A 24,432-nucleotide genomic window follows, 5' to 3' on the forward strand; every position below is an offset into this window, starting at 1 on the left:
CAGGCAAGCCCCCTCCCACATTTGAAGGTATTCACAATTCAAAATGTAGGAAGGGGCTTGCTCCCGATGCAGGCAACTCGGTCTCAGCACTCAACCGCGCTGACCGCCAAGCCACCGCGCGACGTTTCCTTGTACTTGTCATGCATGTCCGCGCCGGTATCGCGCATGGTGCGGATCACCCGGTCCAGGGAGATAAAGTGCTGCCCATCGCCACGCAGGGCCATTTGCGCGGCATTGATCGCTTTCACCGCGGCAATCGCATTGCGCTCGATGCACGGTACTTGCACCAGCCCGCCCACCGGATCGCAGGTGAGGCCGAGGTTGTGCTCCAGGCCGATTTCGGCGGCGTTGCACAGTTGCTCCGGGGTCGCACCAAGAATCTCCGCCAGCCCGGCGGCGGCCATGGCGCACGCAGAACCCACCTCGCCCTGGCAGCCGACTTCGGCGCCGGAGATCGACGCGTTCTTCTTGCACAGAATCCCCACCGCCGCAGCGCCGAGCATGTAGTCGACCACGTTGGCTTCGGTGACGTCTTCGCTGAATTTCATGAAGTAGTGCAGCACCGCCGGAATGATCCCTGCCGCGCCGTTGGTGGGCGCGGTGACCATACGCCCGCCGGCGGCGTTCTCTTCGTTGACCGCCAGAGCGAACAGGTTGACCCACTCCATGGCGCTCAGGGTCGAGCCGATCACATTCGGTTTGCCCAGCTCTTGCAGGCTGCGGTGCAGCCTGGCCGCACGGCGCCGCACATTCAGCCCGCCAGGCAGGATGCCTTCATGCTTGAGGCCCTGCTCCACGCAATCCTGCATGGCGCGCCAGAGCTTCATCAGGCCGCTGCGGATTTCCTCTTCGGAGCGCCACACTTTTTCGTTGGCCAGCATCAGTTCGGCGACGCGCAGGTTGTGGGTCTTGCACAACTGCAACAACTCGGCCGCGCTGGAAAAATCATAGGGCAGCTCGGTGCGGTCCATGTCGGCCACGCCGCTTTGCGCCTGGGCCTCATCCACCACAAAACCGCCACCCACCGAGTAGTAGGTGTCGCGGTGCAATTCGCCGTGTTGGTCAAACACCACAAGGGTCATGGCGTTGGGGTGAAACGGCAGGTTTTCGTCGAGCAGGCGCATGTCCCGCGCCCACACGAAGGGCACCGGCAAACGCCCGTCGAGCAGCAGCGTGTCGGTTTCGCGCAGGGTGCTGATGCGGATGCCGATCTGCGATGGATCAATGGCGTCCGGCCACTCGCCCATCAGGCCCATGACGGTGGCAGTGTCGCTGCCATGACCGATGCCGGTGGCCGACAATGACCCGTACAGCTGAACTTCGACGCGGCAAACCTGTTCCAACAGGTCACGTTCACGCAGTGTCTGAACGAACAACGCCGCGGCGCGCATGGGGCCGACGGTGTGAGAACTCGAAGGCCCGATGCCGATCTTGAACAGGTCGAAAACACTGATAGCCATAAACGTGAAACTCCTCGGTGGACACAAATCGGACACCCGGGAGCTGCTACGCTCAGATCGCCCAGATGGCGGCATCATCAGGCTTTTGTCGGCCGTCACGGCGTCTCACACCGACGCAACCATGCTCACCAGCGTCGCCTGCGTGCAATCGCCTGTTTTGGCCGCTTTTTGCGGTGCGCAAGGCTGAAAACTGCGGTTTTGCCTTGGGAAAAATCTGTAAGCGACGTCACCAATACTGGATACGACCCTCCCTGTACTGGATACGACGCCCCCTGTAGGCGTCAGATTTTCACTGGTACATGATCAGTCCCGACTCGTTTGCAAGGCACCGTGCCAGAGCTGCATCGCACGCTCCAACCGCAACACATATAAAGCGCGGCGATTGCCGCCAGAAAAAACACAGGAGTCTAGCCCTATGAAAGCTTCACCCTCGTTGTTGTTGGCCGCCATGCTGAGTCTGCCCGTCATGACTCACGCTGCAGAACCGGAACAGTGCAAGACCGTCAACTTCTCCGATGTCGGCTGGACCGACATTACCGTCACCACCGCGACCACCAGCGAAATCCTCAAAGGCCTGGGCTACAAGCCGCGCACCACGATGATTTCGGTACCTGTGACCTACAAGTCGCTGGCCGACGGCAAGAACATGGACATCTTCCTCGGCAACTGGATGCCGACCATGGAAAACGACATCAAGCAGTACCGTGATGCCGGCACCGTGGAAACCGTACGCGCCAACCTGGAGAACGCCAAGTACACCCTGGCCGTGCCGGAAGCGCTGTACAACAAGGGCCTGAAAGACTTCGCCGATATCGCCAAATTCAAGGACGAGCTGGACGGCAAGATCTACGGCATCGAGCCTGGCAATGACGGCAACCGCACCATCCAGACCTTGATCGACAAAGACGCCTTCGGCCTCAAGACCGCCGGTTTCAAAGTCGTCGAGTCCAGCGAAGCCGGGATGCTTTCGCAGGTGGAGCGCGCTGCCCGGCGCGACAAGGCCATCGTGTTCCTTGGCTGGGAACCGCACCCGATGAACACCCGCTTCAAGATGAAATACCTGACCGGGGGTGATGATTCATTCGGCCCCAACTACGGCCAGGTCACCATCTACACCAACACCCGCAAGGGCTACACCCAGGAGTGCAGCAACGTGGGCCAGTTGCTGAAAAATCTGGTGTTCAGCCTCGACATGGAAAGCACCCTGATGGGCAAGATTCTGGACGACAAACAGAAGCCCGACGCCGCCGCCAAGGCCTGGCTGAAAGCCAACCCGCAAGTCCTCGATACCTGGCTCGCCGGTGTCACTACCGTTGATGGCAAACCCGGGCTCGACGCTGTTAAAGCTTACCTCGCCAAATAACCCCCGCTGACCCCGGGCCGGTGCGCTGGCCCGGGATGTTTTCCCCTTCGCATGTGGACATTCACTACCATGCTGACTGAACAGAAAATCCCACTAGGCCAGTACATCGCTGCCTTCGTCGAATGGTTGACCGAACACGGTGCCAACTACTTCGACGCAATCGCATCGACACTGGAAACGATGATCCACGGCGTGACGTTCGCGCTGACCTGGTTCAATCCACTGGCATTGATCGGTCTGATTGCGCTGCTGGCTCACTTCATTCAACGCAAATGGGGATTGACTGTCTTTGTCATCGTCTCCTTCCTGCTGATCCTCAACCTGGGGTACTGGCAGGAAACCATGGAAACCCTCGCGCAGGTGCTGTTCGCCACCCTGGTCTGCGTGGTCATCGGCGTGCCGCTGGGCATTGTTGCCGCGCACAAGCCGATGTTCTACACCATGATGCGGCCGGTACTCGATCTGATGCAGACCGTACCGACTTTCGTCTACCTCATCCCTACCCTGACCCTCTTCGGGCTGGGTGTGGTGCCTGGCCTGATCTCCACGGTGGTGTTCGCGATTGCCGCGCCCATCCGGCTGACCTACCTGGGCATCCGCGATGTACCGCAAGAGTTGATGGACGCCGGCAAGGCCTTCGGCTGCTCGCGCCGTCAGTTGCTCTCGCGCATTGAACTGCCCCACGCGATGCCGAGCATTGCCGCCGGTATTACCCAATGCATCATGCTGTCGTTGTCGATGGTGGTGATCGCCGCGCTGGTGGGCGCCGACGGCCTCGGCAAACCGGTGGTCAACGCACTGAACACCGCCGATATCGCCCTGGGCTTTGAAGCGGGCCTGGCGATCGTGTTGCTGGCCATCATGCTCGACCGCATCTGCAAACAACCCGAAGCCAAAGCAGGGGGTGATGCATGAGCATTATCCGATTCGACAAGGTCGACGTGATCTTCTCCAAAGACCCACGCGAAGCGCTCAAGCTGCTGGACCAGGGCATGAGCCGTAACGAGATCCTGAAAAAGACCGGGCAGATCGTCGGCGTGGAAAACGCCAGCCTGGATATTCAAAAGGGCGAAATCTGCGTGCTGATGGGCCTGTCGGGCTCCGGCAAGTCGAGCCTGCTGCGCTGCATCAACGGCCTCAACACCGTGAGCCGCGGCCAGTTGTTCGTCGAGCATGAAGGCCGCCAGATCGACATCGCTTCGTGCACACCCGCCGAGCTTAAGATGATGCGCACTCAGCGCATTGCCATGGTGTTCCAGAAGTTCGCCCTGATGCCCTGGCTGACGGTGCGCGAAAACATCAGCTTCGGTCTGGAAATGCAGGGTCGCCCGGAGAAAGAACGACGCAAGCTGGTGGATGAAAAACTCGAGCTGGTGGGCCTGACGCAATGGCGCAACAAGAAGCCGGACGAGCTGTCGGGCGGCATGCAGCAACGTGTGGGCCTGGCCCGTGCGCTGGCGATGGACGCCGACATCCTGCTGATGGACGAACCTTTCTCCGCCCTCGACCCGCTGATCCGCCAGGGCCTGCAGGATGAACTGCTGGAACTGCAGCGCAAGCTGAACAAGACCATCGTGTTCGTCAGCCACGACCTGGATGAAGCGCTCAAACTGGGCAGCCGCATCGCGATCATGAAGGACGGCAAGATCATCCAGTACAGCGTGCCCGAAGAGATCGTGCTGAACCCGGCCGATGACTACGTGCGCACCTTCGTCGCGCACACCAACCCGCTGAACGTGCTGTGCGGCCGCAGCCTGATGCGCACGCTGGACAACTGCACGCGCGTCAACGGCTCGGTATGCCTGGACCCAGGCGGCGATTCGTGGCTGGACCTGGCCGAAGGCAATACCATCCAGGGCGCGCGGCAGAACGGCGTGGTCATGAATCTGCAGAACTGGGCGCCGGGCCAGGCCGTGGAAAGCCTGGAGCGGGTGCCGACGCTGGTGGATTCCAATATCGGCATGCGCGATGCGTTGCAGATTCGCTACCAGACCGGCAACAAGCTGGTGTTGCATGACAACAACAAGGTGGTAGGCATCCTCGGCGACAGCGAGCTGTACCACGCGCTGTTGGGCAAGAACCTGGGCTGACAGACACTGCACAACACATGTGGGAGGGGCTTGCTCCCGATAGCGGTGTATCAGCCACAGAGGATGTGGCTGACAGCCTGCAATCGGGAGCAAGCCCCCTCCCACATTTTTTTGCGCCGATTCCAGCCTGTGATTTTTATTGATTGAACGTTCAATCAAAACAAAATAGACTGGCCCTCAAGCCGATGGACGCATTTGGCCCATCAGCGGCCTAAGGAAGAGGTGAAACATGCCCAAGGTCGGTATGCAACCCATACGCCGCCAGCAATTGATCGAGGCCACTTTGACGGCCATCGACCAGGTCGGCATGGCAGACGCCAGCATTGCGCTGATCGCGCGTCTGGCCGGTGTGTCGAACGGCATCATCAGCCACTACTTTCAGGACAAGAACGGCCTGATCGCGGCGACCATGCGTTACCTGATGAACGTGCTGATCGAGCGCGTCCAGGAACGTCGACAGGCGTTGGAAGACGACAGCCCCCGTGCACACCTGCAGGTGATCATCGGCGGCAACTTCGACGCCAGCCAGGTCAGTGGCCCGGCAATGAAAACCTGGCTGGCCTTCTGGGCCGCCAGCATGCACCACCCGTCATTGCACAGGTTGCAGCGGATCAACGATCACCGCCTGTATTCCAACCTGTGCTGCCAGTTCCGCCGGGTGCTGCCGCTGCCCGAAGCACGCAGCGCAGCCCGCGGCCTGGCGGCCCTGATCGACGGTTTGTGGTTGCGCGGCGCCCTCTCGGGAGACGCTTTCGACACGGCGCAGGCGCAGCGGATCGCTTACGAATACATGGACTTCCAATTGGCCAAGCAGGCGAGCTAGCGCACCAATACGCGCTCAACTCACCAAACGCGCCAACCCATTAATGCACATGCGAGGACTTTATGGCCCGTTTCGAAACGCAAAAACTCTACATTGACGGCGGCTACAGCGACGCTGGCAGCGATGCCACCTTTGAAGCCATCAACCCGGCTAACGGTGAAGTTCTCGCCCACGTGCAACGCGCCACCTTCGATGACGTCGAGCGTGCCGTGGTCAGCGCCGAAAAAGGCCAGAAGATCTGGGCCGCGATGACCGCCATGGAGCGTTCGCGCATCCTGCGTCGCGCCGTCGACATCCTGCGCGAGCGCAACGATGAGCTGGCTGCCCTGGAAACCCTGGACACCGGTAAAGCTTTCTCCGAAACCCAATTCGTCGACGTCGTCACCGGCGCTGACGTGCTGGAATACTACGCAGGCCTGGTGCCCGCCATCGAAGGCGAGCAGATCCCGCTGCGCGACACCTCGTTCGTCTACACCCGCCGCGAGCCGCTGGGCGTGGTGGCCGGTATCGGCGCGTGGAACTACCCGATCCAGATCGCCCTGTGGAAATCCGCACCGGCCCTGGCCGCCGGCAACGCGATGATCTTCAAGCCCAGCGAAGTCACCTCGCTGACCACCCTGAAACTGGCCGAGATCTACACCGAAGCCGGCGTACCGGCAGGCGTGTTCAACGTGCTCACCGGCAGCGGCCGCGAAGTCGGCACCTGGCTCACCGAGCACCCGCGCATCGAGAAAGTCTCGTTCACCGGCGGCACCGACACCGGCAAGAAAGTCATGGCCAGCGCGTCCAGCTCCTCGCTCAAGGAAGTGACCATGGAACTGGGCGGCAAGTCGCCGCTGATCGTGTTCGAAGACGCCGACCTGGACCGCGCAGCCGACATCGCGATGATGGCCAACTTCTACAGCTCCGGTCAGGTGTGCACCAACGGCACCCGCGTGTTCGTGCCCAAGCATCTGCAAGCGGCGTTCGAAGCCAAGATCCTTGAGCGTGTGGCGCGTATTCGCGTCGGCGACCCGCAGGACGAAAACACCAACTTCGGCCCGCTGGTCAGCTTCGCCCACATGGAAAGCGTGCTCGGCTACATCGCCAAGGGCAAAGAGCATGGCGCACGCCTGCTGTGCGGCGGCGAGCGCATGACCGAAGGCGACCTGTCCAAAGGCGCCTACGTGGCCCCGACCGTGTTCAGCGATTGCACCGACGACATGGTGATCGTGCGTGAAGAAATCTTCGGCCCGGTGATGAGCCTGCTCACCTACGAGACTGAAGAAGAAGTGATCCGCCGCGCCAACGACACCGACTTCGGCCTGGCTGCGGGCCTTGTGACCAAAGACCTGAACCGCGCCCACCGCGTGATTCATCAGCTCGAAGCGGGCATCTGCTGGATCAACGCCTGGGGCGAGTCCGACGCGAAGATGCCGGTGGGCGGCTACAAGCAGTCGGGTGTGGGCCGTGAGAACGGGATCAGCTCGCTGAACAACTTCACCCGCATCAAATCGGTACAGGTTGAGCTGGGCGACTACGCCTCGGTGTTCTAAAACCGGGGGCAACGCCCCCTGTGGCGAGCGGGCTTGCCCCGCGTTGGGCTGCGAAGCAGCCCCATTCCAGCCCGGCACATTCTTTTTTCAGATAGAACTCCAGCGCTGACTTTGCGACTGCTGCGCAGTCGAACGGGGGGCAAGCCCCCTCGCCGCAAAAGCAGCCGAACCAAATTTTACGAGGGTACATTCATGTCCCAAGAATACGACTACATCATTGTGGGTGCCGGCTCCGCCGGTAACACCCTGGCGACCCGTCTGACCGAAGACGAAGGCGTCACCGTTCTGCTGCTGGAAGCCGGCGGCCCCGACTATCGTCTTGATTTCCGCACCCAGATGCCCGCAGCGCTGGCGTTCCCGCTACAGGGCCGTCGCTACAACTGGGCCTACGAGACCGATCCCGAGCCACACATGGACGGGCGCCGGATGGAATGCGGTCGCGGCAAGGGCCTGGGCGGTTCCTCGCTGATCAACGGCATGTGCTACATCCGCGGCAACGCGATGGACTATGACAACTGGGCCAAATTGCCGGGCCTGGAAGACTGGACTTACCTCGACTGCTTGCCGTACTTCCGCAAGGCCGAAAGCCGTGATATCGGCCCGAACGATTGGCACGGCGGCGATGGCCCGGTCAGTGTGACCACGCCCAAGGCCGGCAATAACCCGCTGTTCAGCTCCATGGTGGAAGCCGGCGTGCAGGCCGGTTACCCGCGTACCGAAGACCTGAACGGCTACCAGCAGGAAGGCTTCGGCCCGATGGACCGCACCGTCACGCCCAACGGCCGTCGCGCCAGCACCGCGCGCGGTTACCTGGACACCGCCAAGAAGCGTTCGACCCTGACCATCGTCACCCACGCCCTCACCGACAAGGTGCTGTTCGAAGGTAAACGTGCAGTGGGCGTGCGTTACCTGATCGGTGCCGCCGAAGAGCGCGTTGAAGCCCGTGCACGTAAAGAAGTATTGGTATGCAGCGGCGCCATTGCTTCGCCGCAACTGCTGCAACGCTCCGGCGTCGGCCCGGCCAAACTGCTGGAGAGCCTCGACATCCCGGTGGTCCACGACCTGCCCGGTGTCGGCGAAAACCTGCAGGACCACCTTGAGCTGTACCTGCAATACGCCTGCACCCAACCGGTGTCGCTGTACCCGTCGCTGCTCTGGTACAACCAGCCAGCCATCGGTGCCGAGTGGCTGTTCAACGGCACCGGCATCGGCGCCAGCAACCAGTTCGAAGCCGGCGGTTTCATCCGCTCGCGTCCGGAATTCGAATGGCCGAACATCCAGTACCACTTCCTGCCGGTGGCGATCAATTACAACGGCAGCAAGGGTGTGCAGGAGCACGGTTTCCAGGCGCACATGGGCTCCATGCGTTCGCCAAGCCGTGGTCGTGTGCAGGTGAAGTCGAAGAATCCACGGGACTACCCGAGCATCCTCTTCAACTACATGGCCTCGGAGCAGGACTGGGAAGAATTCCGCGATGGCATCCGCCTGACCCGCGAAATCATGCAGCAGCCGGCGCTGGACCCTTACCGCGGCCGCGAAATCAGCCCGGGCATCGAGGTGCAAACCGATGAACAGCTCGACACGTTCATCCGCGAGCACGCCGAAACGGCCTACCACCCTTCGTGCTCGTGCAAGATGGGCACCGACGAGATGGCCGTGGTCGATGGCGAAGGCCGCGTGCATGGCATGCAGGGCTTGCGTGTAGTGGATGCGTCGATCATGCCGATCATCACCACTGGCAACCTGAACGCGCCAACGATCATGATCGCCGAAAAAATTGCCGACAGGATCCGCAACCGCCAGCCGTTGCCGCGCAGCACTGCCGACTACTACGTGGCGGGCGATGCGCCGGTGCGCGGCAAGCCGCTGCGTGAGATTGCGCAGTAACTGATACCCCTTGTGGCGAGCGGGCTTGCCCCGCGTTGGGCTGCGTAGCGGCCCCAAAATCTTTGGGAGCGCTTTGCACTCCAACGCGGGGCAAGCCCGCTCGCCACAACGGTGCACCTGCCACAAAGAACTGCCTTTCCTTGATCAGCTCACCGGCCCAGGCCTACTCTGTTCGCCTGCCCGCGCTGAGCCGCCCACAAGGAAGGCCCCATGTTCGACCACCACGTCACACTCAAACAGCACTTCAACGCCCTGCGCACCACCGCCGACTTCTTTTCTCTGCGCTACGTGCGCGAATCCGGTCAGTACCTATCGGTGCGCAAGAACGTGGCCGAGCCGCCGCACCTCAGCCACGACGAAGGCGCCATGCTCACCGTGCGTCTCAACGGCGTGCAAGCCTACGCCGCGACCAACGACATCTCCCTCGCCGGCCTGCAAGCCGCCCTCGAGCGCGCCGAACAGCAAGCCCGCCAGATCAAACCCCATGCCTTGCTCGACCTGCACCAGCAGCCGGTGTCCAGCGACGTGGCTGATTATTTGTCGCCCAACCTCGAACACGCCTTCCCGTCCCTCAGCGACTGCTACCAATTGCTGGGCGATGAATCCGCCGCCGTGCCCAGGGACGAGCGCCTGGTGAGCTGGGACGTAAGCCTGGGCCTCACCCACGTCGAGCAGATCTACCTCAACAGTGCCGGCGCCGAACTGCGCCAGGCCCAGCGCTTTGTGTTCCCCGGCGTCAACGTCACCGCCTTTGATGGCCACGACAGCCAGACCCGTACCCTGGGCGGCAGCAACTTCGGCCAGCAGGGTGGCTTCGATGTGATCAGCCGCTTCGGCCTGATCGGCGCTGCGCCACGCGTCGCCGATCAGGCGCTGCAACTGCTGCTCGCGCCGAACACGCCCCAGGGCCCGCGCGACCTGCTGTTGATGCCCGACCAAATGATCCTGCAGATCCACGAGTCCATCGGTCACCCGCTGGAACTCGACCGTATCCTGGGGGATGAGCGCAATTACGCCGGCACCAGTTTCGTCAAGGCCAGCGACTTCGGTCATCTGCAATACGGCTCGCCGTTGCTCAACGTGACCTTCGACCCGGACATCCCCGAGCAACTGGCCAGCTATCACCATGACGATGACGGCACCCGCGCCAGCAAACAATTCCTGATCCGCGAAGGGCTGTTGCTCAAGCCTTTGGGCGGTGCCTTGTCGCAATTTCGCTCAGGCCTGGCAGGCGTGGCCAATAGCCGCGCCAGCGGTTGGAACCGTCCGCCCATCGACCGCATGGCCAACCTGAACATCGAGGCGGGCAACCAGAGCCTGGCGCAGATGATTGGCGCCATCGAGCACGGCATTCTGATGTCGACCAACCGCTCCTGGTCCATCGACGATGCACGCAACAAATTCCAGTTCGGTTGCGAATGGGGCCAGTTGATTGAAAACGGCGAACTCAAGGGCGTGGTGAAAAACCCCAACTACCGGGCCATTTCTGCGCAGTTCTGGCGCAACCTCAGCGCGGTGGGCGACGCCAGCACGTTCCAGGTATTGGGCACGCCCAACTGCGGCAAGGGCGAGCCCAACCAGGTGATCCGCGTCGGCCATGCGTCGCCGGCCTGTGTGTTCAGCAACGTGGATGTATTTGGGGGAGATGCCTGATGAACGATTTCAAGGCATTGGTGCAGTGGCTCCAGCAAGCCGTCACCGACAACGAACAATTTCACTTGGGCTACGCGGCCGAGTCGTCCGAATTCGTGCGATTCAACCACGCCAGGGTACGCCAGGCCGGGCATGTGCAGCAGGCCAGCCTGAACCTCAAGCTGATCAGTGATGGCCGGCATGCCGACCTCGGCATCACCCTGGCCGGCTCGCCAGCCCTGGATCGCCAGCGCCTCGCCGATGGCATGCAGCAGTTGCGCGAGACCTTGCCGTTGCTGCCACAGGATCCTTACCTGCTGCTCAATCAGGAGCCTTGGCAAAGCCACAATGAACAAGCAAGACCGCTGCCGGACCTGGCCCGTGTGCTGGATGAAATCAGCCAGGCCGCAGCCGACGTTGACCTGGTCGGTTTCTACGCCGCAGGCCCGATCAGCCGTGGCTTTGCCAGTTCGAACGGCGCGTTCGGCTGGCATCAGGCCAATAGTTTCAACTTCGACTTCAGCCTGTTCCACGCCAACGGTGAAGCAGTAAAGGCCAGCTACGCCGGGCACACGTGGGACAGCGCCGAATTCGCCGCGCGCCTGCAGCAGGCGCGCGCGCAGTTGGCGTTCCTCGGTCGCCCGCTGCACCCGCTGCCACCCGGGCAATACCGCGCCTACCTGGCACCGGCAGCGCTGGAAGAAGTCATCAGCATCATCACCTGGGGCGGTTTTTCGGCCCAGGCCATCGCCAGCAAAGGCAGCTCGCTGCAAAAGCTCTATGCCGGTGAGCAGCCGTTGAGCCCATTGGTGACCGTCACCGAGCAGATCAGTGGCTCGCTGAGCCAGGCGTTTTCCACCGAGGGCTACCCGCGCGGCGATGTCACGTTGATCAAGGCCGGTGATGCCTGCGACCAGTTGGTGAATTCGCGCAGCGCCGCCGAATACGGCCTGCCCGCCAACGGCGCCAGCAGTGATGAATCCCCCAGCGCCCTGCAGATGGCGGCGGGCACGCTCGCCCAGGCCGATATCCTCAAGCAACTGGGCACCGGGCTGTACATCAGCAACCTGTGGTACCTGAACTACTCCGACCTGCCGGCCGCCCGCCTCACCGGCATGACGCGCTTCGCCACGTTCTGGGTGGAGAACGGTGAAATCAAGGCGCCGGTCAGCACCATGCGCTTTGATGACAGCGTCTACAGCCTGCTCGGCTCGCAGCTGGAAGCGCTCACGGCAGAGCGGGAATTGCTGTTGTCGCCGAGCACCTACGGCCAGCGCAATACCGCGTCCAATCTGCTTCCGGGCGCGCTGGTCAACCGCCTCACCCTGACCCTCTAATCCCTGGGGAAGGGGGCTTGCTGCCGATGGTGGCGTATCAGTCATGCATGCGGTGACTGACACACCGCCATCGGCAGCAAGCCCCCTCCCACAGTGTCCTGCATTGCTTCTGACATCTCCTTCCGAACTTGCATTACTCCCCGTGCAGCCTGTTGTCGCCTGCTGAAAAGCTCGCTATAACGGTTAGTGGCAGACCGCCATCCCACAGGAAGTGCGACGATGAATCATGGAAGTTTCGTCATAGAGAAGCTGTTCAAGCATTACAACATTCACGTAGAGCAACTGGGCAACGACCCGCAGAAGAAAACCGTGCTGATGGTCAATGGCGCGCTGTCCACCACGCGCTCCTTTGCGCGCACCAGCAAGTGCCTGGCCGAACATTTCAATGTGCTGCTGTTCGACCTGCCGTTCTCCGGTTACTCGCGCGAACACAACACCGACCTCGACCTGGTGACCAAGGACGACGAGGTGCACATCCTGTGTGCGCTGGTGGAGCGCTTCGCGGTCAACCATCTGGTGTCGGCGTCCTGGGGCGGCATCTCCACGCTGCTGACCCTGGCCCATAACCCGCCGTCCATCGAAAGCTCGGTGGTGATGGCCCTGGCGCCCAACCTCAATCCCGTAATGCTCGACTACGTGGAACGCGTGCGCGTGCTGATCGAAGCCGATGACAAGTCCGCCGTCGGCCATCTGCTCAACGAGACGGTCGGCCAGTACCTGTCGCCGCGACTCAAGCGCAACAACCACCGCCACCTTTCAAACATGGCCACTACCGAGTACCGCCAGGCGCGTTTTCATATCCACCAGGTGCTGGCGCTGGGCGATGGCAACTACCTGCCGGCGCTGCGCCAGATCGAAACGCCGGTGCACTTTCTCAACGGCGCGCTGGACGCCTACACGCCGGCCGCCGATGCCCGTTTATTCAAGCAATATGTGGGAGGCAGCAGCTTTGCCGTGGCCGAACACACCGGCCACCTGCTCGACCTGGAGTCCCGCGAGGCGGCGGCAGCAGTGCACCGGGCGCTGTTGGACTTTTTGGTCGGCAAACACGCGACGCTGTCGGAATTAGACGAACCGCCAATGGGAAAACGTACGGCGGATGGCGCATAATCGGCGATACATAGCCAGCTAACCAAAGGACTGCCATGCCGATCCGCGCTCCTCTCGATGCCAAGACCGCTCGCTGGCTGCCCTGGGTAGTGGCGATTGCCTTCTTCATGCAGTCGCTGGACGGGACGATTCTCAACACGGCCCTGCCGGCCATGGCCCAGGACCTCGCGGAAAATCCGCTGCGCATGCAAGGGGTAGTGATCGCCTACATGCTCACCGTCGCCTTGCTGATCCCCGCGTCGGGCTGGATCGCCGACCGCTTCGGCACCAAAAAAATCTTCTTCGGCGCAATCATGCTGTTCAGCATCGGCTCGCTGCTGTGCGCGCTGTCCAGCAGCCTGAGCATGCTGGTGGGCGCGCGGGTCGTGCAGGGCCTGGGCGGCGCGCTGATGCTGCCGGTCGGCCGGCTGGTGGTGCTGCGCGCCTACCCGCGCTCCGAGCTGGTGCGGATCATGGGGTTCATCACGATTCCCGGCCTGCTCGGCCCGCTGCTCGGCCCGACCATGGGCGGCTGGATGGTGCAGTACGTGACCTGGCACTGGATCTTTCTGATCAACCTGCCGGTAGGCATTATCGGCTGCTTCGCCGTGTGGAAATTCATCCCCGACCTGCGCGGCAGCGAGCGCACGCGCTTTGACGGCATGGGCTTTGTGCTGTTTGGCGCGGCGATGGTGCTGATCACCATCGCCATGGAGGGCCTGGGCGAACTGCACCTGCCGCACCTGCGCGTGATGCTGCTGCTGTTCGGCGGGCTGGCCTGCCTGGCGGCGTACTGGCTGCGCGCCGGGCATATCGAGAACCCGCTGTTTTCGCCGGTGCTGTTCAAGACCCGCACCTTTGCCGTGGGCATTCTCGGCAACCTGTTCTCACGCCTGGGCAGCGGCGCCCTGCCCTTTCTGGTGCCGCTGCTGCTGCAGGTGGCGCTGGGTTATTCACCGTCCCAGGCCGGCATGAGCATGCTGCCCCTGGCGGCGGCAGCAATGTTCGCCAAGTCCATCGCGCGGCCGCTGATCGAACGCCTGGGTTATCGCGTGGTGCTCACCGGCAACACCCTGGCGCTGGGCCTGATGCTGGCGAGCATGGGCCTGGTCAGCGAGCAGACGCCCTACCCGCTGCTGCTGGCCATGCTGGCGGTGCTGGGGGCGATCAACTCGTTTCAATTTACCGCGATGAATACCGTCACCCTGATCGACCTCGATGACGCCCAGGCCAGCAGCGGCAACAGTTTGCTGTCAGTGGTCGCGCAATTGTCCCTGAGCCTGGGCGTGGCCTGCGCCGGTGCGCTGCTCGGCGGGTTCACCGCCGACGCCGGCAACGATGGCGTGAACACGGTGCTTGGCGCGTTCCAGCTGACCTTCCTCACGGTGGGCATCATGGCGATGCTGGCAGCGGCGATCTTCCTGCAGTTGTCGCCAAGCGACGGCAAACGGGCGATCAACCGCGAACACGATCTCGAGCACTGACGGGCGTCTCGTCTAGAACTTGCGGGGAAAATTTCACAGGGCTGCTACACTGCGCGACATTTTGTTTTGCAGAGCCAGTCCCGTGACTACCATCGCCACCGCTTTTAATACTTTGCCCCTGTCCGCCGCCATGCTGGCTAACCTCGACTCGCTGGGTTACGTCGAGATGACGCAGATCCAGGCGCAAAGCTTGCCGGTGATCCTCAAGGGGCTGGACCTGATTGCCCAGGCCAAGACCGGCAGCGGCAAGACCGCCGCCTTCGGCATCGGCCTGCTGAACCCGATCAACCCACGCTACTTCGGCTGCCAGGCGCTGGTGATGTGCCCCACCCGTGAGCTGGCCGACCAGGTCGCCAAGGAAATCCGCCGCCTGGCCCGCGCCGAAGACAACATCAAGGTGCTGACCCTGTGCGGCGGTGTGTCCCTCGGCCCGCAGATCGCCTCCCTCGAGCACGGCGCCCACGTCATCGTCGGCACGCCGGGGCGCATCCAGCAACACCTGCGCAAGGGTTCGCTGGTACTGGACGGCCTGAACACGCTGATCCTCGACGAAGCCGACCGCATGCTCGACATGGGCTTCTACGACGCCATCGAAGACATCATCAGCAAGACTCCGCCACGCCGCCAGACCCTGCTGTTTTCGGCCACTTACCCGGTGAGCATCAAGCAGCTGGCGTCCAAGTTCATGCGCGCGCCGCAACAGGTGAAAGCCGAAGCGTTCCACTCCGATGACCAGATCGAGCAGCGTTTCTACGAGATCTCCCCGGAAGAACGCATGGACGCCGTAACCAAGGTGCTGGCGCACTTCCGCCCCGCGTCGTGCGTGGCGTTCTGCTTTACCAAGCAGCAGGTGCAGGAAACCGTGGATCACCTGACCGCCAAGGGTATTTCCGCGGTCGGCCTGCACGGCGACCTGGAACAGCGCGACCGTGACCAGGTGCTGGCGATGTTCGCCAACCGCAGCACCTCGGTGCTGGTCGCCACCGACGTGGCCGCGCGCGGCCTGGACATCGACGCGCTGGACATGGTGATCAACGTCGAACTGGCCCGCGACTCGGAAATCCATATCCACCGCGTGGGCCGTACCGGCCGCGCCGGTGAGACCGGCATCGCCATCAGCCTGGTGGCGCCGTCCGAAGCGCACCGTGCCCAGGCTATCGAGCAACTGCAGAAGTCGCCGCTGAACTGGGACCAACTGGACAACCTCAAGCCGCAAAGCGGGGGTCCGTTGCTGCCGCAGATGAGCACCCTGTGCATCGCCGCAGGGCGCAAGGACAAAGTGCGTCCAGGCGACATCCTTGGCGCGTTGACCGGTGACGCGGGTATCCCCGGTGCCCAGGTCGGCAAGATCGCGATCTTCGATTTCCAGGCCTTCGTGGCCGTGGAACGCGGCATCGCCAAACAGGCGCTGCAGCGCTTGAACGACGGCAAGATCAAGGGCCGTTCGTTGCGCGTGCGGATCCTGTAAAAATCTCAAGCTATACAGAGATCCAAATGTGGGAGGGGGCTTGCCCCCGATGGCGGTGTGTCAGTCAGTCCATCTGTCACTGATACACCGCTATCGGGGGCAAGCACCCTCCCACAGTTTTGATTACATTTCAGATGAATATTTGTATGAGGACATGGCTGTGCGCTCGACCGAAGTTGTGATCATTGGCGCCGGCGCCGCAGGCTTGATGTGCGCACTGACCGCCGCCGGACGCGGGCGCAAGGTGATGCTGATCGACCACGCGAACAAGGCCGGCAAAAAGATCCTGATGTCCGGCGGTGGCCGCTGCAACTTCACCAATATGTACACCGAGCCTGCCAACTTCCTCTCGCACAACGCACACTTCTGCAAGTCTGCCCTGGCGCGCTACACCCAGTGGGATTTCATTGCGCTGGTGGCCAAGCACGGCGTGCCGTACCACGAGAAAAAACTCGGCCAGCTGTTCTGCGACAACAAGTCCAGCGACATCCTCGGCATGCTGCTCGACGAATGCATCCAGACCGGTGTGAGCCTGCACCTGGATACCTCGATCGAAACCATAGCCAGGGTCGACAACGGCTATCGCTTGCAGACCACCCTGGGTGAGCTGCACTGCGAATCCCTGGTGATCGCCACTGGCGGCCTGTCGATCCCGACCCTCGGCGCCACCGGCTTTGGCTATCAGGTAGCCAGACAGTTTGGCCACGAACTGCTGCCAACCCGTGCCGGGCTGGTGCCGTTCACCATCACCGACCAGCTCAAGGAACTGTGCGGCGAGCTGTCCGGTACATCGGTGGATTGCCTGGTCAGCTGCAACGGCCAGAGTTTTCGCGAGAACATCCTTTTTACCCATCGGGGCCTGAGCGGGCCGGCGATTCTGCAGATTTCCTCGTACTGGGAATCGGGCGACACGGTAGAGATCAACCTGCTGCCTGATCATGACGCGCACATCTGGCTGCAACAGCAACAGGCCGAGCGTCCCAACAGCGAGCTGAAAACCCTGCTGGGCGAAATCTTCACGAAAAAGATGGCCAACCTGCTGGCGGACACCTGGTTTGCGTCCAAGCCGATGAAGCAGTACACCCATGCCGAAATTGCCGACATCGCCAACAAGCTGGGCAACTGGCAATTGGTACCGGCGGGCACCGAAGGCTATCGCACCGCCGAGGTGACGCTGGGCGGGGTGGATACGCGGGAAGTGTCGTCCAAGACCATGGAATCCCTGAAAAGCCCCGGCCTGTACTTTATTGGTGAAGTGCTGGACGTGACCGGGCATCTGGGCGGGTTCAACTTCCAGTGGGCCTGGGCGTCGGGTTATGCGGCGGCGCAGTACGCCTGAAGGATGTACTCGATAAAATGTGGGAGGGGGCTTGCTCCCTCCCACATTTGGTTTGTGGTGTGCCAGAGAGATATTTTGCCCTCTGATGTGATCACCGCCCTTGCCGTGGCGTCATTACTGGCTCAATTTAGCGACATCGCTCCGGAAGACGCCCGACTTCATGTCATCGACCTCGTTCAAGCACTCCCTTAGGCGCCTGTGGGCGCTGGATAAATTCAGCTACAGCATTCGGGTGTTCATCGCCCTCACCGGCAGCATGGCGCTGTGCTGGTATCAGAATGAAATGGCGCTACTGATCCCGCTGTTCCTGGGGATCATCGCCAGCGCCCTGGTCGAGACCGATGACAGTTGGCAAGGCCGCCTCAACGCCCTGGCGGTGACGCTGGTGTGTTTCAGCATCGCCGCGCTGTCGGTGGAGCTGCTGTTCCCCTACCCCTGGTTTTTTGCCCTATCTCTGGCCCTGGCGACGTTTTGCCTGACGATGCTCGGCGCGCTGGGCGAACGCTATGGCGCGATTGCTTCGGCCACGCTGATTCTGTCGGTGTACACCATGATCGGCGTGGACCAGCGCGGCGGCGCGGTCACCGACTTCTGGCACGAGCCGCTGCTGCTGGTGGCCGGCGCGGCCTGGTACGGCGTGCTGTCGGTGCTGTGGCAGGCGCTGTTTTCCAATCAGCCGGTGCAGCAAAGCCTGGCGCGGTTGTTTCGTGAGTTGGGCCGCTATCTCAAGCTCAAGTCGTCGCTGTTCGAACCGATCCGCCAGCTGGATGTGGAGGCTCGCCGCCTGGAACTGGCGCAGCAGAATGGCCGGGTGGTCGCCGCGCTGAACGCCGCGAAGGAAATTATCCTGCACCGCGTGGGCAATGGTCGACCGGGCTCGAAGGTCAGTCGTTACCTCAAGCTGTACTTTCTCGCCCAGGACATCCACGAACGCGCCAGTTCGTCCCACTACCCGTATAACGCGCTGGCCGAGGCGTTCTTCCACAGTGATGTGCTGTTCCGCTGCCAGCGCCTGTTGCGTCAGCAGGGCAAGGCCTGCCAGGCGCTCGGCGAGTCGATCCAGTTGCGCCAGCCGTTCATCTATGACGACAGCTTCGCCGAGGCCCTCGGCGACCTGAACGCCTCGCTGGAACACCTGCGCCTGCAGAGCAATCCGGCCTGGCGCGGCCTGCTGCGTTCGCTGCGGGCCCTGGCGGCCAACCTGTCGACCCTCGACCGCCTGCTCGGCGACGCCAGCAACCCTGACGCCCTGGCCGACGCCACCGACAGCAACCTTCTGGACCGTGCGCCGCGCAACCTCAGGGAAATGTGGACACGCCTGCGCACCCAGCTCACGCCGACATCGCTGCTGTTTCGGCATGCGTTGCGCCTGTCTCTGGCGCTGACCATCGGCTACGCCACCCTGCATGCCATTCACGCGTCCCAGGGTTACTGGATCATCCTCACCACGCTGTTCGTTTGCCAACCCAACTACGGCGCGACGCGGCGCAAGCTCGGCCAGCGGATCATCGGCACGGCCATCGGCCTCACAGTGGCCTGGGCGCTGTTCGACCTGTTTCCAAGCCCCCTGGTGCAGTCGATGTTCGCCATCGCCGCCGGCCTGGTGTTCTTTATCAACCGCACCACCCGCTACACCCTGGCCACGGCCGCCATCACGCTGATGGTGCTGTTTTGCTTCAACCAGGTGGGCGATGGCTACGGGCTGTTTCTGCCACGGCTGTTCGATACTTTGCTGGGCAGCCTGATCGCGGGCCTGGCGGTGTTCCTGTTTCTGCCGGACTGGCAGGGGCGGCGCCTGAACAAAGTGCTGGCCAACACCCTGACCTGCAACAGCATCTACCTGCGCCAGATCATGCAGCAATACGCCGCCGGCAAGAGCGACGACCTGGCCTACCGCCTGGCCCGACGCAACGCGCACAACGCCGACGCGGCGCTGTCCACTACCCTGGCCAACATGCTGATGGAGCCGGGGCACTTTCGTAAGGAAGCCGACGTGGGCTTCCGCTTTCTGGTGCTGTCGCACACCCTGCTCAGCTATTTGTCAGGGCTGGGCGCACACCGCGACACGCAATTGCCGCCGCAGACGCGCGAGCAGTTGATCGACGGTGCGGGCGACAGCCTCGCGGCGAGCATCGATGAAATCGCCAGCGGCCTGGCCAACAAGCAACCGATTGCGATTCAAAGCGATGCAGAGGAAGCCCTGGCGGCGCAGCTTGAGCAGATGCCGGATGAAATCGATGAAGGGCAGCGGCTGGTGCAGACGCAGTTGGCGTTGATTTGCCGGCAGTTGGGGCCGTTGCGCACGTTGGCGGCGCATTTGATCAAGGATACCCGCGCGGCTTGAATCGCTATCGGGAGCAAGCCCCCTCCCATAGTTTGATGTGTGAATACCTTTCAAATGTGGGAGGGGGCTTGCTCCCGATTGGCCCTCAAGAACATTACATCCCGTGCTGTTTCATCAACCGCGCATAACTGCCATCAGCCTTCATCCTGGCAATCTCGCGATCAAACCCCGCCACAATCTGCGCATGCTCGGGGTTCTTCAGACTCACCAGGATATGCAGGCTGTTTTCACTCAACGGTCTGGGCAGAAACTCCACCGCATTGCGCACCCGCGCCGACTCACGCGCCAGGTAAAAGCGCGCCACGTATTCATCCTCCACCGTCAGTCGCACACGCTCGGCCGCCAACATGCGCACAGCCATCGCGAAGTTGTGCACCGGGATCTTCTGCAACTGTGTGTCGGCATCGAACGCCGCCGAATACGCATAGCCGCGCACCACCGCGATGGGCGCCTCGTGCAGTTGCGCCAGGTTCTCGAACTCGATGGGGTCTTCGCGGCGCTTGATGAATCGCACGCGATTGAGCAGGTACTCGGCGGAAAACTCCCCCAACTGCGTGCGCGCCTCGTCATACCAGGCGTTGATCAGCACGTCATAACGTCCATCGCCTACGCCCTTGAGTGCACGGGCCCAGGGCACCTGCTCGAAGTCACTGGCGTAGCCGGCGCGGGCCAGGGCAGTCGTGACGATATCGGTGGCCAGGCCGCCGTTGACCAGCGTGGCATCGGTAAACGGCGGCCACGCATCTGCAGTCAGGCGCAAACGCTGCGCGTACACGGGCTGGGCCAGCAACAACGCTCCAAATAAAGCAACGGCACGAGAGAATCGCGGCATGCTCAAAATCCTTGGCAGGCAGGCGGTGGCCCTGGCGCAGGGCAATCCTGAGGCTGTAACAGTAGCTCAGATTACACAAACTGACCGGCGGTGCACCCATACAATGATGGCAAATTGAGGTCACTCACAAAAATAGCTGATTTAGACACAGCCGCTCGTCCCGCTTACTATCGGCACCAGGCATTTATCGGACATTCATCATGACAGTGGATTGGCTCTGCAAGCATCACACCGACCTGGGCAAGGAACAGCTGTACGCCATCCTGCGGTTGCGTTGCGAAGTCTTCATCGTTGAGCAGCAGTGCGTTTATCAGGACATCGACGGGCAGGACCTGGACGGTGACACCCATCATCTGATGGCCTGGAAAGGCGATGAACTGGTGGCTTACCTGCGCCTGCTTGACCCAGCGCTGCAAGGCGGCGATGTGGTCATCGGCCGGGTGATCGTGGCGCCCTCGGCGCGCGGTACGGGGTTGGGGCACCAGATGATGGAAGAGACACTCAGGCAGATTGGGCATATCTGGCCGGACACACCGATTTATCTATCGGCCCAGGCGCATTTGCAAGGGTATTACGGGCGGTATGGGTTTGTGGCAGAGGGTGAGCAGTATATTGAGGATGGGATTCCACATAGGGGTATGCGGCGTGCTTGAGGGCGCTATCGGGGGCAAGCCCGACCACCGCCAGCTTCAGGGATACCCCAACACCCGCTTGATCGACGCCAGATTTGCCTTGATCCACTGACGGTCTATCGCCCCCCAACTGCGAATCCGATACTGCCCCGCATGGTTGCGGGCGCCGTCTTCCTGCTCGAACTCACACACAATATCCAGATCCGCCAACGCCGCAATCGTGTCCTGGGCGGTGCGGCGCGGCATGCCCGTCAGCTCGGTCAACGCCGGCACGCTGCTGGCCTGTCCGCTGTCGATCAGGTAGGCCACATACAGGCGGCGGTAGAAACTGCTCTTGGTCTTGCTCACGTCCATGGTCGTTCGCCTTGTGCTTAAGTCTTGCCCTGCAAATCGCGCCAGGTGAGGTACACCCGCAGGTCGAATTCCACCTGATGGTAGCCCGGCATCATGTACTCGCAGAGTTTGTAGAACGCTTTGTTGTGGTCCGATTCCTTGAAGTGCGCCAGCTCGTGCACCACGATCATGCGCAGAAACTCCGGCGCCGCTTCCTTGAACAGCGCGGCGATGCGAATCTCTTTCTTGGACTTGAGGTTGCCCCCCTGCACCCGGGAAATCGTGGTGTGCAGGCCCAGGGCGCGGTGCGTGAGATCCAGGCGGTTATCGAACAGCACCTTGTCGATGACCGGCGCATTACGCAGGTGTTCCTGCTTCAAGGCCAGGGCATACGCATACAGCGCCTTGTCGCTCTGCACGGCGTGGCGCTCGGGGTAGCGTTGCTCGAGGTAGGCGCTCAACTGGTCCCTGGCGATTAGTTGGCGAACTTGTTCCTGGAGGGCCGCCGGGTAGGCCTGGAGGTATTTCAGGGTGGTCATTGAGGTCTGCAACAGGCTTGGGATGGGCGCCAGTGTAGCGAATTCAACGTTGCCGAGCGCGTGCCCAGTCGACGACTTCGTCGGCCATCAAGGGCTTTGATGCCCATGTGCCCTGAATAAACCGGCAGCCATTGGCCTTGAGCCAATCGGACTGCGCCTGGGTATCCACGCCCTCGGCCACCACCAGTACGTCGAAATGCGTACACAGCTCGATAATGCTGCGGGCCATCGCTGCGTCCCGCGCCGAATCCGGCAGCCGGGCGACCAGTTGCGGGTCCAGCTTGAGGGTATCGAACGCCAGGTCACGAAGGTGGGCGAGTGAGCAGTTGCCCAAACCGAAGTCGTCCAGGGCGATCCGTACACCGATGCGGCGCAATAGCTTGAGCTGTTTGATGGATTCTTCGAGGTTGCTCATCAGGCTGTCTTCGCTGATTTCCACCTCCAGCTGACGGCCCTGCAACCCATGTCGGTCAAGCACCTGCTGCAACTGGGTCGCCAGGTTGGGCATATTGAACTGACTTGCGCTCAGGCTCACGCTCAGCACCAGTTCACCATCGAAACAGGTCTGCCAGGCCTGGCGTTGCGAGGCGACTTGCTGGTAAATCCAGGCGCTCAACTGGCTGATCAGCCGCGCTTCTTCCAACAGCGGCAGGAAAAGCCCCGGCGGTACGTCGCCAACGCTGGGGTGCTGCCAGCGCAACAGCGCTTCGACGCCGCGCAAACGGCTGTCGTCCAGGGATACCTGGGGCTGGTATACCAGGGTGAATTCCTTGTTATGGATTGCCGTGCGCACGCTGTCTTCCAGCATCAAGCGCGAGCGTGCGCGGCCGTTCATTTCCTGGTCGTAATAGCGATATTGCTGACGCCCCGCGCGCTTGGCTTCGTACATGGCAATGTCGGCCGCGCGCAGCAGGCCGTTCAGGTCCGAGCCACAATCGGGAAACGTGGCAATGCCGATGCTGACCCCAAGCATCACATCCAAACCGTCAACCTGATGACAAACAGACACTCGTTCGATCAGCTTCTCTGAGATCTTTGCCGCCTGCTCCGGGAACTCCAGCTCCAGCAACGCGGTGAATTCATCCCCACCCATGCGGCCGAGAAGGTCGCACGAGCCCAGGCATGCCTTGATCTGCTCGGACACCCAGCGCAGCACCCGGTCACCGGCATCATGGCCCAACGAGTCGTTCACCCGCTTGAACCCATCGAGGTCCAGGTACAGCAGCACCAGCGATGCCTCACTGCGCTCGCCGCGCAGCAGAATACTGTCCACCGCCTGTTGAAAGCCGCGACGGTTCAACAGCCCGGTCAACGGGTCGGTCACGGCCTGGAACTCCAGTTGCTGATGCAGGTGACGCACTTCGGACATGTCCAGCACCGTCACCACCATGGCCTTCTGCTCGACAGGCAGGCGCGCGCAGGACAGCGCCACCGGCACCTGCTGGCCTCGGCTGGTACGCAGGATCGCATCGTGCAGGCGCCAGGTTTCGCCGCTGCGGTAACCGGCGTACATCTGCGAATCGAGCCAGGCCGGCACATGGGGTTTTTGCAGGAAGCGCAGAAACTCCTGGCCCTGCAGCTCATCCGTGGTGGCGTTGAGCAGACGCGAGATCGCCGGGTTGGCGTACTGAATCACCCCGTTCTCGCCGACCACCAGGATGCCCTCGGCCGCATTGTCGAGCACCGAGGCGTTGAACGCGCGGGCCAGTTCCAGATCATGGCTCAAACGCTGCAAGGCCCGGCGGTTGCGCTGGTGGTCAAGCAACGCCTGGACCTTGGGCTTGAGGATAAGCGGATCGAAGGGCTTGAACAGGTAGTCGATGGCACCGCTGGCATAGCCTTCCAGCACGGAGGCCGGCGATTGCGCGTTGGCACTCAGGAAGATGATCGGCGTCATGCAGGTGCGCTGACTGCCGCGCATCAGGCGAGCGACTTCAAAGCCGTCCATGCCGGGCATCTTCACGTCCAGCAAGACCAGATCGACGTCATGCTCCAGCAACAGTCCCAGCGCTTGCACACCGGAATCGGCGGTTATCACCTGCCAGTCGTCATGCTGCAACAGCGCGCGCATGCTGATGAGGTTTTCCGGGTAATCATCGACCACCAGAAGAACCGAACTGCCATCGCGGTGGTGTGGAGCGCATTCCATGCTACGTCTCTTCCTTAGGAACTGACCCGGTCACTTCCGACAGAAAACCCGGACAAATACTGAGGCCTCACTCTAGCCTTGGAACCTGCAAATCAG

General features: G+C 62.0%; 19 protein-coding genes. 14 read left to right on the forward strand and 5 right to left on the reverse strand.

Going from position 1 to position 24,432, the window contains the following annotated elements; genetic code table 11:
- Nucleotides 1-83 precede the first annotated feature (83 nt).
- A complete protein-coding gene (locus VRB54_RS22275) occupies nt 84-1,460 on the reverse strand; it encodes an L-serine ammonia-lyase (RefSeq protein WP_338478774.1) in 1,377 nt (458 codons plus the stop codon).
- Between the two features lie 415 nt (nt 1,461-1,875).
- On the opposite strand from VRB54_RS22275, the gene VRB54_RS22280 reads away from it, so the two are divergent.
- The 13 genes from VRB54_RS22280 (at nt 1,876) to yccS (ending at nt 19,851) form a co-directional block, all read left to right on the forward strand.
- Entirely contained in the window at nt 1,876-2,823 is a 948-nt protein-coding gene (locus VRB54_RS22280) for a choline ABC transporter substrate-binding protein (protein ID WP_338478775.1), read from the forward strand.
- 69 nt (nt 2,824-2,892) lie between these two features.
- Nucleotides 2,893-3,738 carry a choline ABC transporter permease subunit gene (gene choW / locus VRB54_RS22285; RefSeq protein WP_015373144.1) on the forward strand — a complete coding sequence of 282 codons (846 nt, stop codon included), beginning with the start codon at nt 2,893-2,895 and terminating at the stop codon, nt 3,736-3,738.
- The gene (choV, locus tag VRB54_RS22290) at nt 3,735-4,913 is read left to right on the forward strand and encodes a choline ABC transporter ATP-binding protein (RefSeq protein WP_003234473.1); all 1,179 of its coding nucleotides are present in this window, start codon (nt 3,735-3,737) and stop codon (nt 4,911-4,913) included. The genes choW and choV overlap by 4 nt, the downstream gene beginning before the upstream one ends.
- Nucleotides 4,914-5,142: 229 nt before the next feature.
- Nucleotides 5,143-5,736 (forward strand): transcriptional regulator BetI, encoded by a 594-nt coding sequence (gene betI, locus VRB54_RS22295; RefSeq protein ID WP_338478776.1) that lies wholly within the window; start codon nt 5,143-5,145, stop codon nt 5,734-5,736.
- 62 nt (nt 5,737-5,798) lie between these two features.
- Complete coding sequence (gene betB / locus VRB54_RS22300; RefSeq protein ID WP_338478777.1) at nt 5,799-7,271, forward strand: betaine-aldehyde dehydrogenase; 1,473 nt, start codon at nt 5,799-5,801, stop codon at nt 7,269-7,271.
- Between the two features lie 192 nt (nt 7,272-7,463).
- Nucleotides 7,464-9,158 carry a choline dehydrogenase gene (betA, locus tag VRB54_RS22305; RefSeq protein ID WP_338478778.1) on the forward strand — a complete coding sequence of 565 codons (1,695 nt, stop codon included), beginning with the start codon at nt 7,464-7,466 and terminating at the stop codon, nt 9,156-9,158.
- A gap of 210 nt (nt 9,159-9,368) precedes the next feature.
- Entirely contained in the window at nt 9,369-10,811 is a 1,443-nt protein-coding gene (locus tag VRB54_RS22310) for a TldD/PmbA family protein (protein ID WP_338478779.1), read from the forward strand.
- A complete protein-coding gene (locus VRB54_RS22315) occupies nt 10,811-12,127 on the forward strand; it encodes a TldD/PmbA family protein (RefSeq protein ID WP_338478780.1) in 1,317 nt (438 codons plus the stop codon). The genes VRB54_RS22310 and VRB54_RS22315 overlap by 1 nt, the downstream gene beginning before the upstream one ends.
- A gap of 219 nt (nt 12,128-12,346) precedes the next feature.
- Nucleotides 12,347-13,237, forward strand: coding sequence for an alpha/beta hydrolase (locus VRB54_RS22320; RefSeq protein ID WP_338478781.1), 891 nt, complete (start codon nt 12,347-12,349; stop codon nt 13,235-13,237).
- 35 nt (nt 13,238-13,272) lie between these two features.
- The gene (gene mdtD, locus VRB54_RS22325) at nt 13,273-14,700 is read left to right on the forward strand and encodes a multidrug transporter subunit MdtD (RefSeq protein ID WP_338478782.1); all 1,428 of its coding nucleotides are present in this window, start codon (nt 13,273-13,275) and stop codon (nt 14,698-14,700) included.
- Between the two features lie 130 nt (nt 14,701-14,830).
- On the forward strand, nt 14,831-16,168 hold the full coding sequence (dbpA, locus tag VRB54_RS22330) for an ATP-dependent RNA helicase DbpA (protein WP_256681411.1): 1,338 nt from the start codon (nt 14,831-14,833) through the stop codon (nt 16,166-16,168).
- Between the two features lie 160 nt (nt 16,169-16,328).
- Nucleotides 16,329-17,507, forward strand: a complete 1,179-nt coding sequence (locus VRB54_RS22335) for an NAD(P)/FAD-dependent oxidoreductase (RefSeq protein WP_338478783.1) — start codon at nt 16,329-16,331, stop codon at nt 17,505-17,507.
- Nucleotides 17,508-17,667: 160 nt separating this feature from the next.
- Complete coding sequence (gene yccS / locus VRB54_RS22340; protein WP_338478784.1) at nt 17,668-19,851, forward strand: YccS family putative transporter; 2,184 nt, start codon at nt 17,668-17,670, stop codon at nt 19,849-19,851.
- A gap of 94 nt (nt 19,852-19,945) precedes the next feature.
- Here the strand turns inward: yccS and VRB54_RS22345 are convergent, their stop codons facing one another.
- The gene (locus VRB54_RS22345; RefSeq protein WP_338478785.1) at nt 19,946-20,683 is read right to left on the reverse strand and encodes a substrate-binding periplasmic protein; all 738 of its coding nucleotides are present in this window, start codon (nt 20,681-20,683) and stop codon (nt 19,946-19,948) included.
- A gap of 200 nt (nt 20,684-20,883) precedes the next feature.
- Here VRB54_RS22345 and VRB54_RS22350 point away from each other — a divergent pair, with 200 nt between their 5' ends.
- Nucleotides 20,884-21,336 (forward strand): GNAT family N-acetyltransferase, encoded by a 453-nt coding sequence (locus VRB54_RS22350; RefSeq protein ID WP_338478786.1) that lies wholly within the window; start codon nt 20,884-20,886, stop codon nt 21,334-21,336.
- 36 nt (nt 21,337-21,372) lie between these two features.
- On the opposite strand, the gene VRB54_RS22355 is transcribed toward VRB54_RS22350, so the two are convergent.
- From VRB54_RS22355 to VRB54_RS22365, 3 genes are read right to left on the reverse strand one after another with little or no spacing between them, the layout of a single operon-like run.
- On the reverse strand, nt 21,373-21,669 hold the full coding sequence (locus VRB54_RS22355) for a winged helix-turn-helix domain-containing protein (RefSeq protein ID WP_338478787.1): 297 nt from the start codon (nt 21,667-21,669) through the stop codon (nt 21,373-21,375).
- A 17-nt stretch (nt 21,670-21,686) separates the two neighbouring features.
- The gene (locus tag VRB54_RS22360) at nt 21,687-22,187 is read right to left on the reverse strand and encodes a M48 family metallopeptidase (RefSeq protein ID WP_338478788.1); all 501 of its coding nucleotides are present in this window, start codon (nt 22,185-22,187) and stop codon (nt 21,687-21,689) included.
- Between the two features lie 43 nt (nt 22,188-22,230).
- Nucleotides 22,231-24,336, reverse strand: a complete 2,106-nt coding sequence (locus VRB54_RS22365; RefSeq protein ID WP_338478789.1) for a putative bifunctional diguanylate cyclase/phosphodiesterase — start codon at nt 24,334-24,336, stop codon at nt 22,231-22,233.
- Nucleotides 24,337-24,432 lie beyond the last annotated feature (96 nt).

It is taken from the genome of Pseudomonas trivialis (genome assembly GCF_036864995.1).
Taxonomy (GTDB): Bacteria; Pseudomonadota; Gammaproteobacteria; order Pseudomonadales; family Pseudomonadaceae; genus Aquipseudomonas; species Aquipseudomonas trivialis.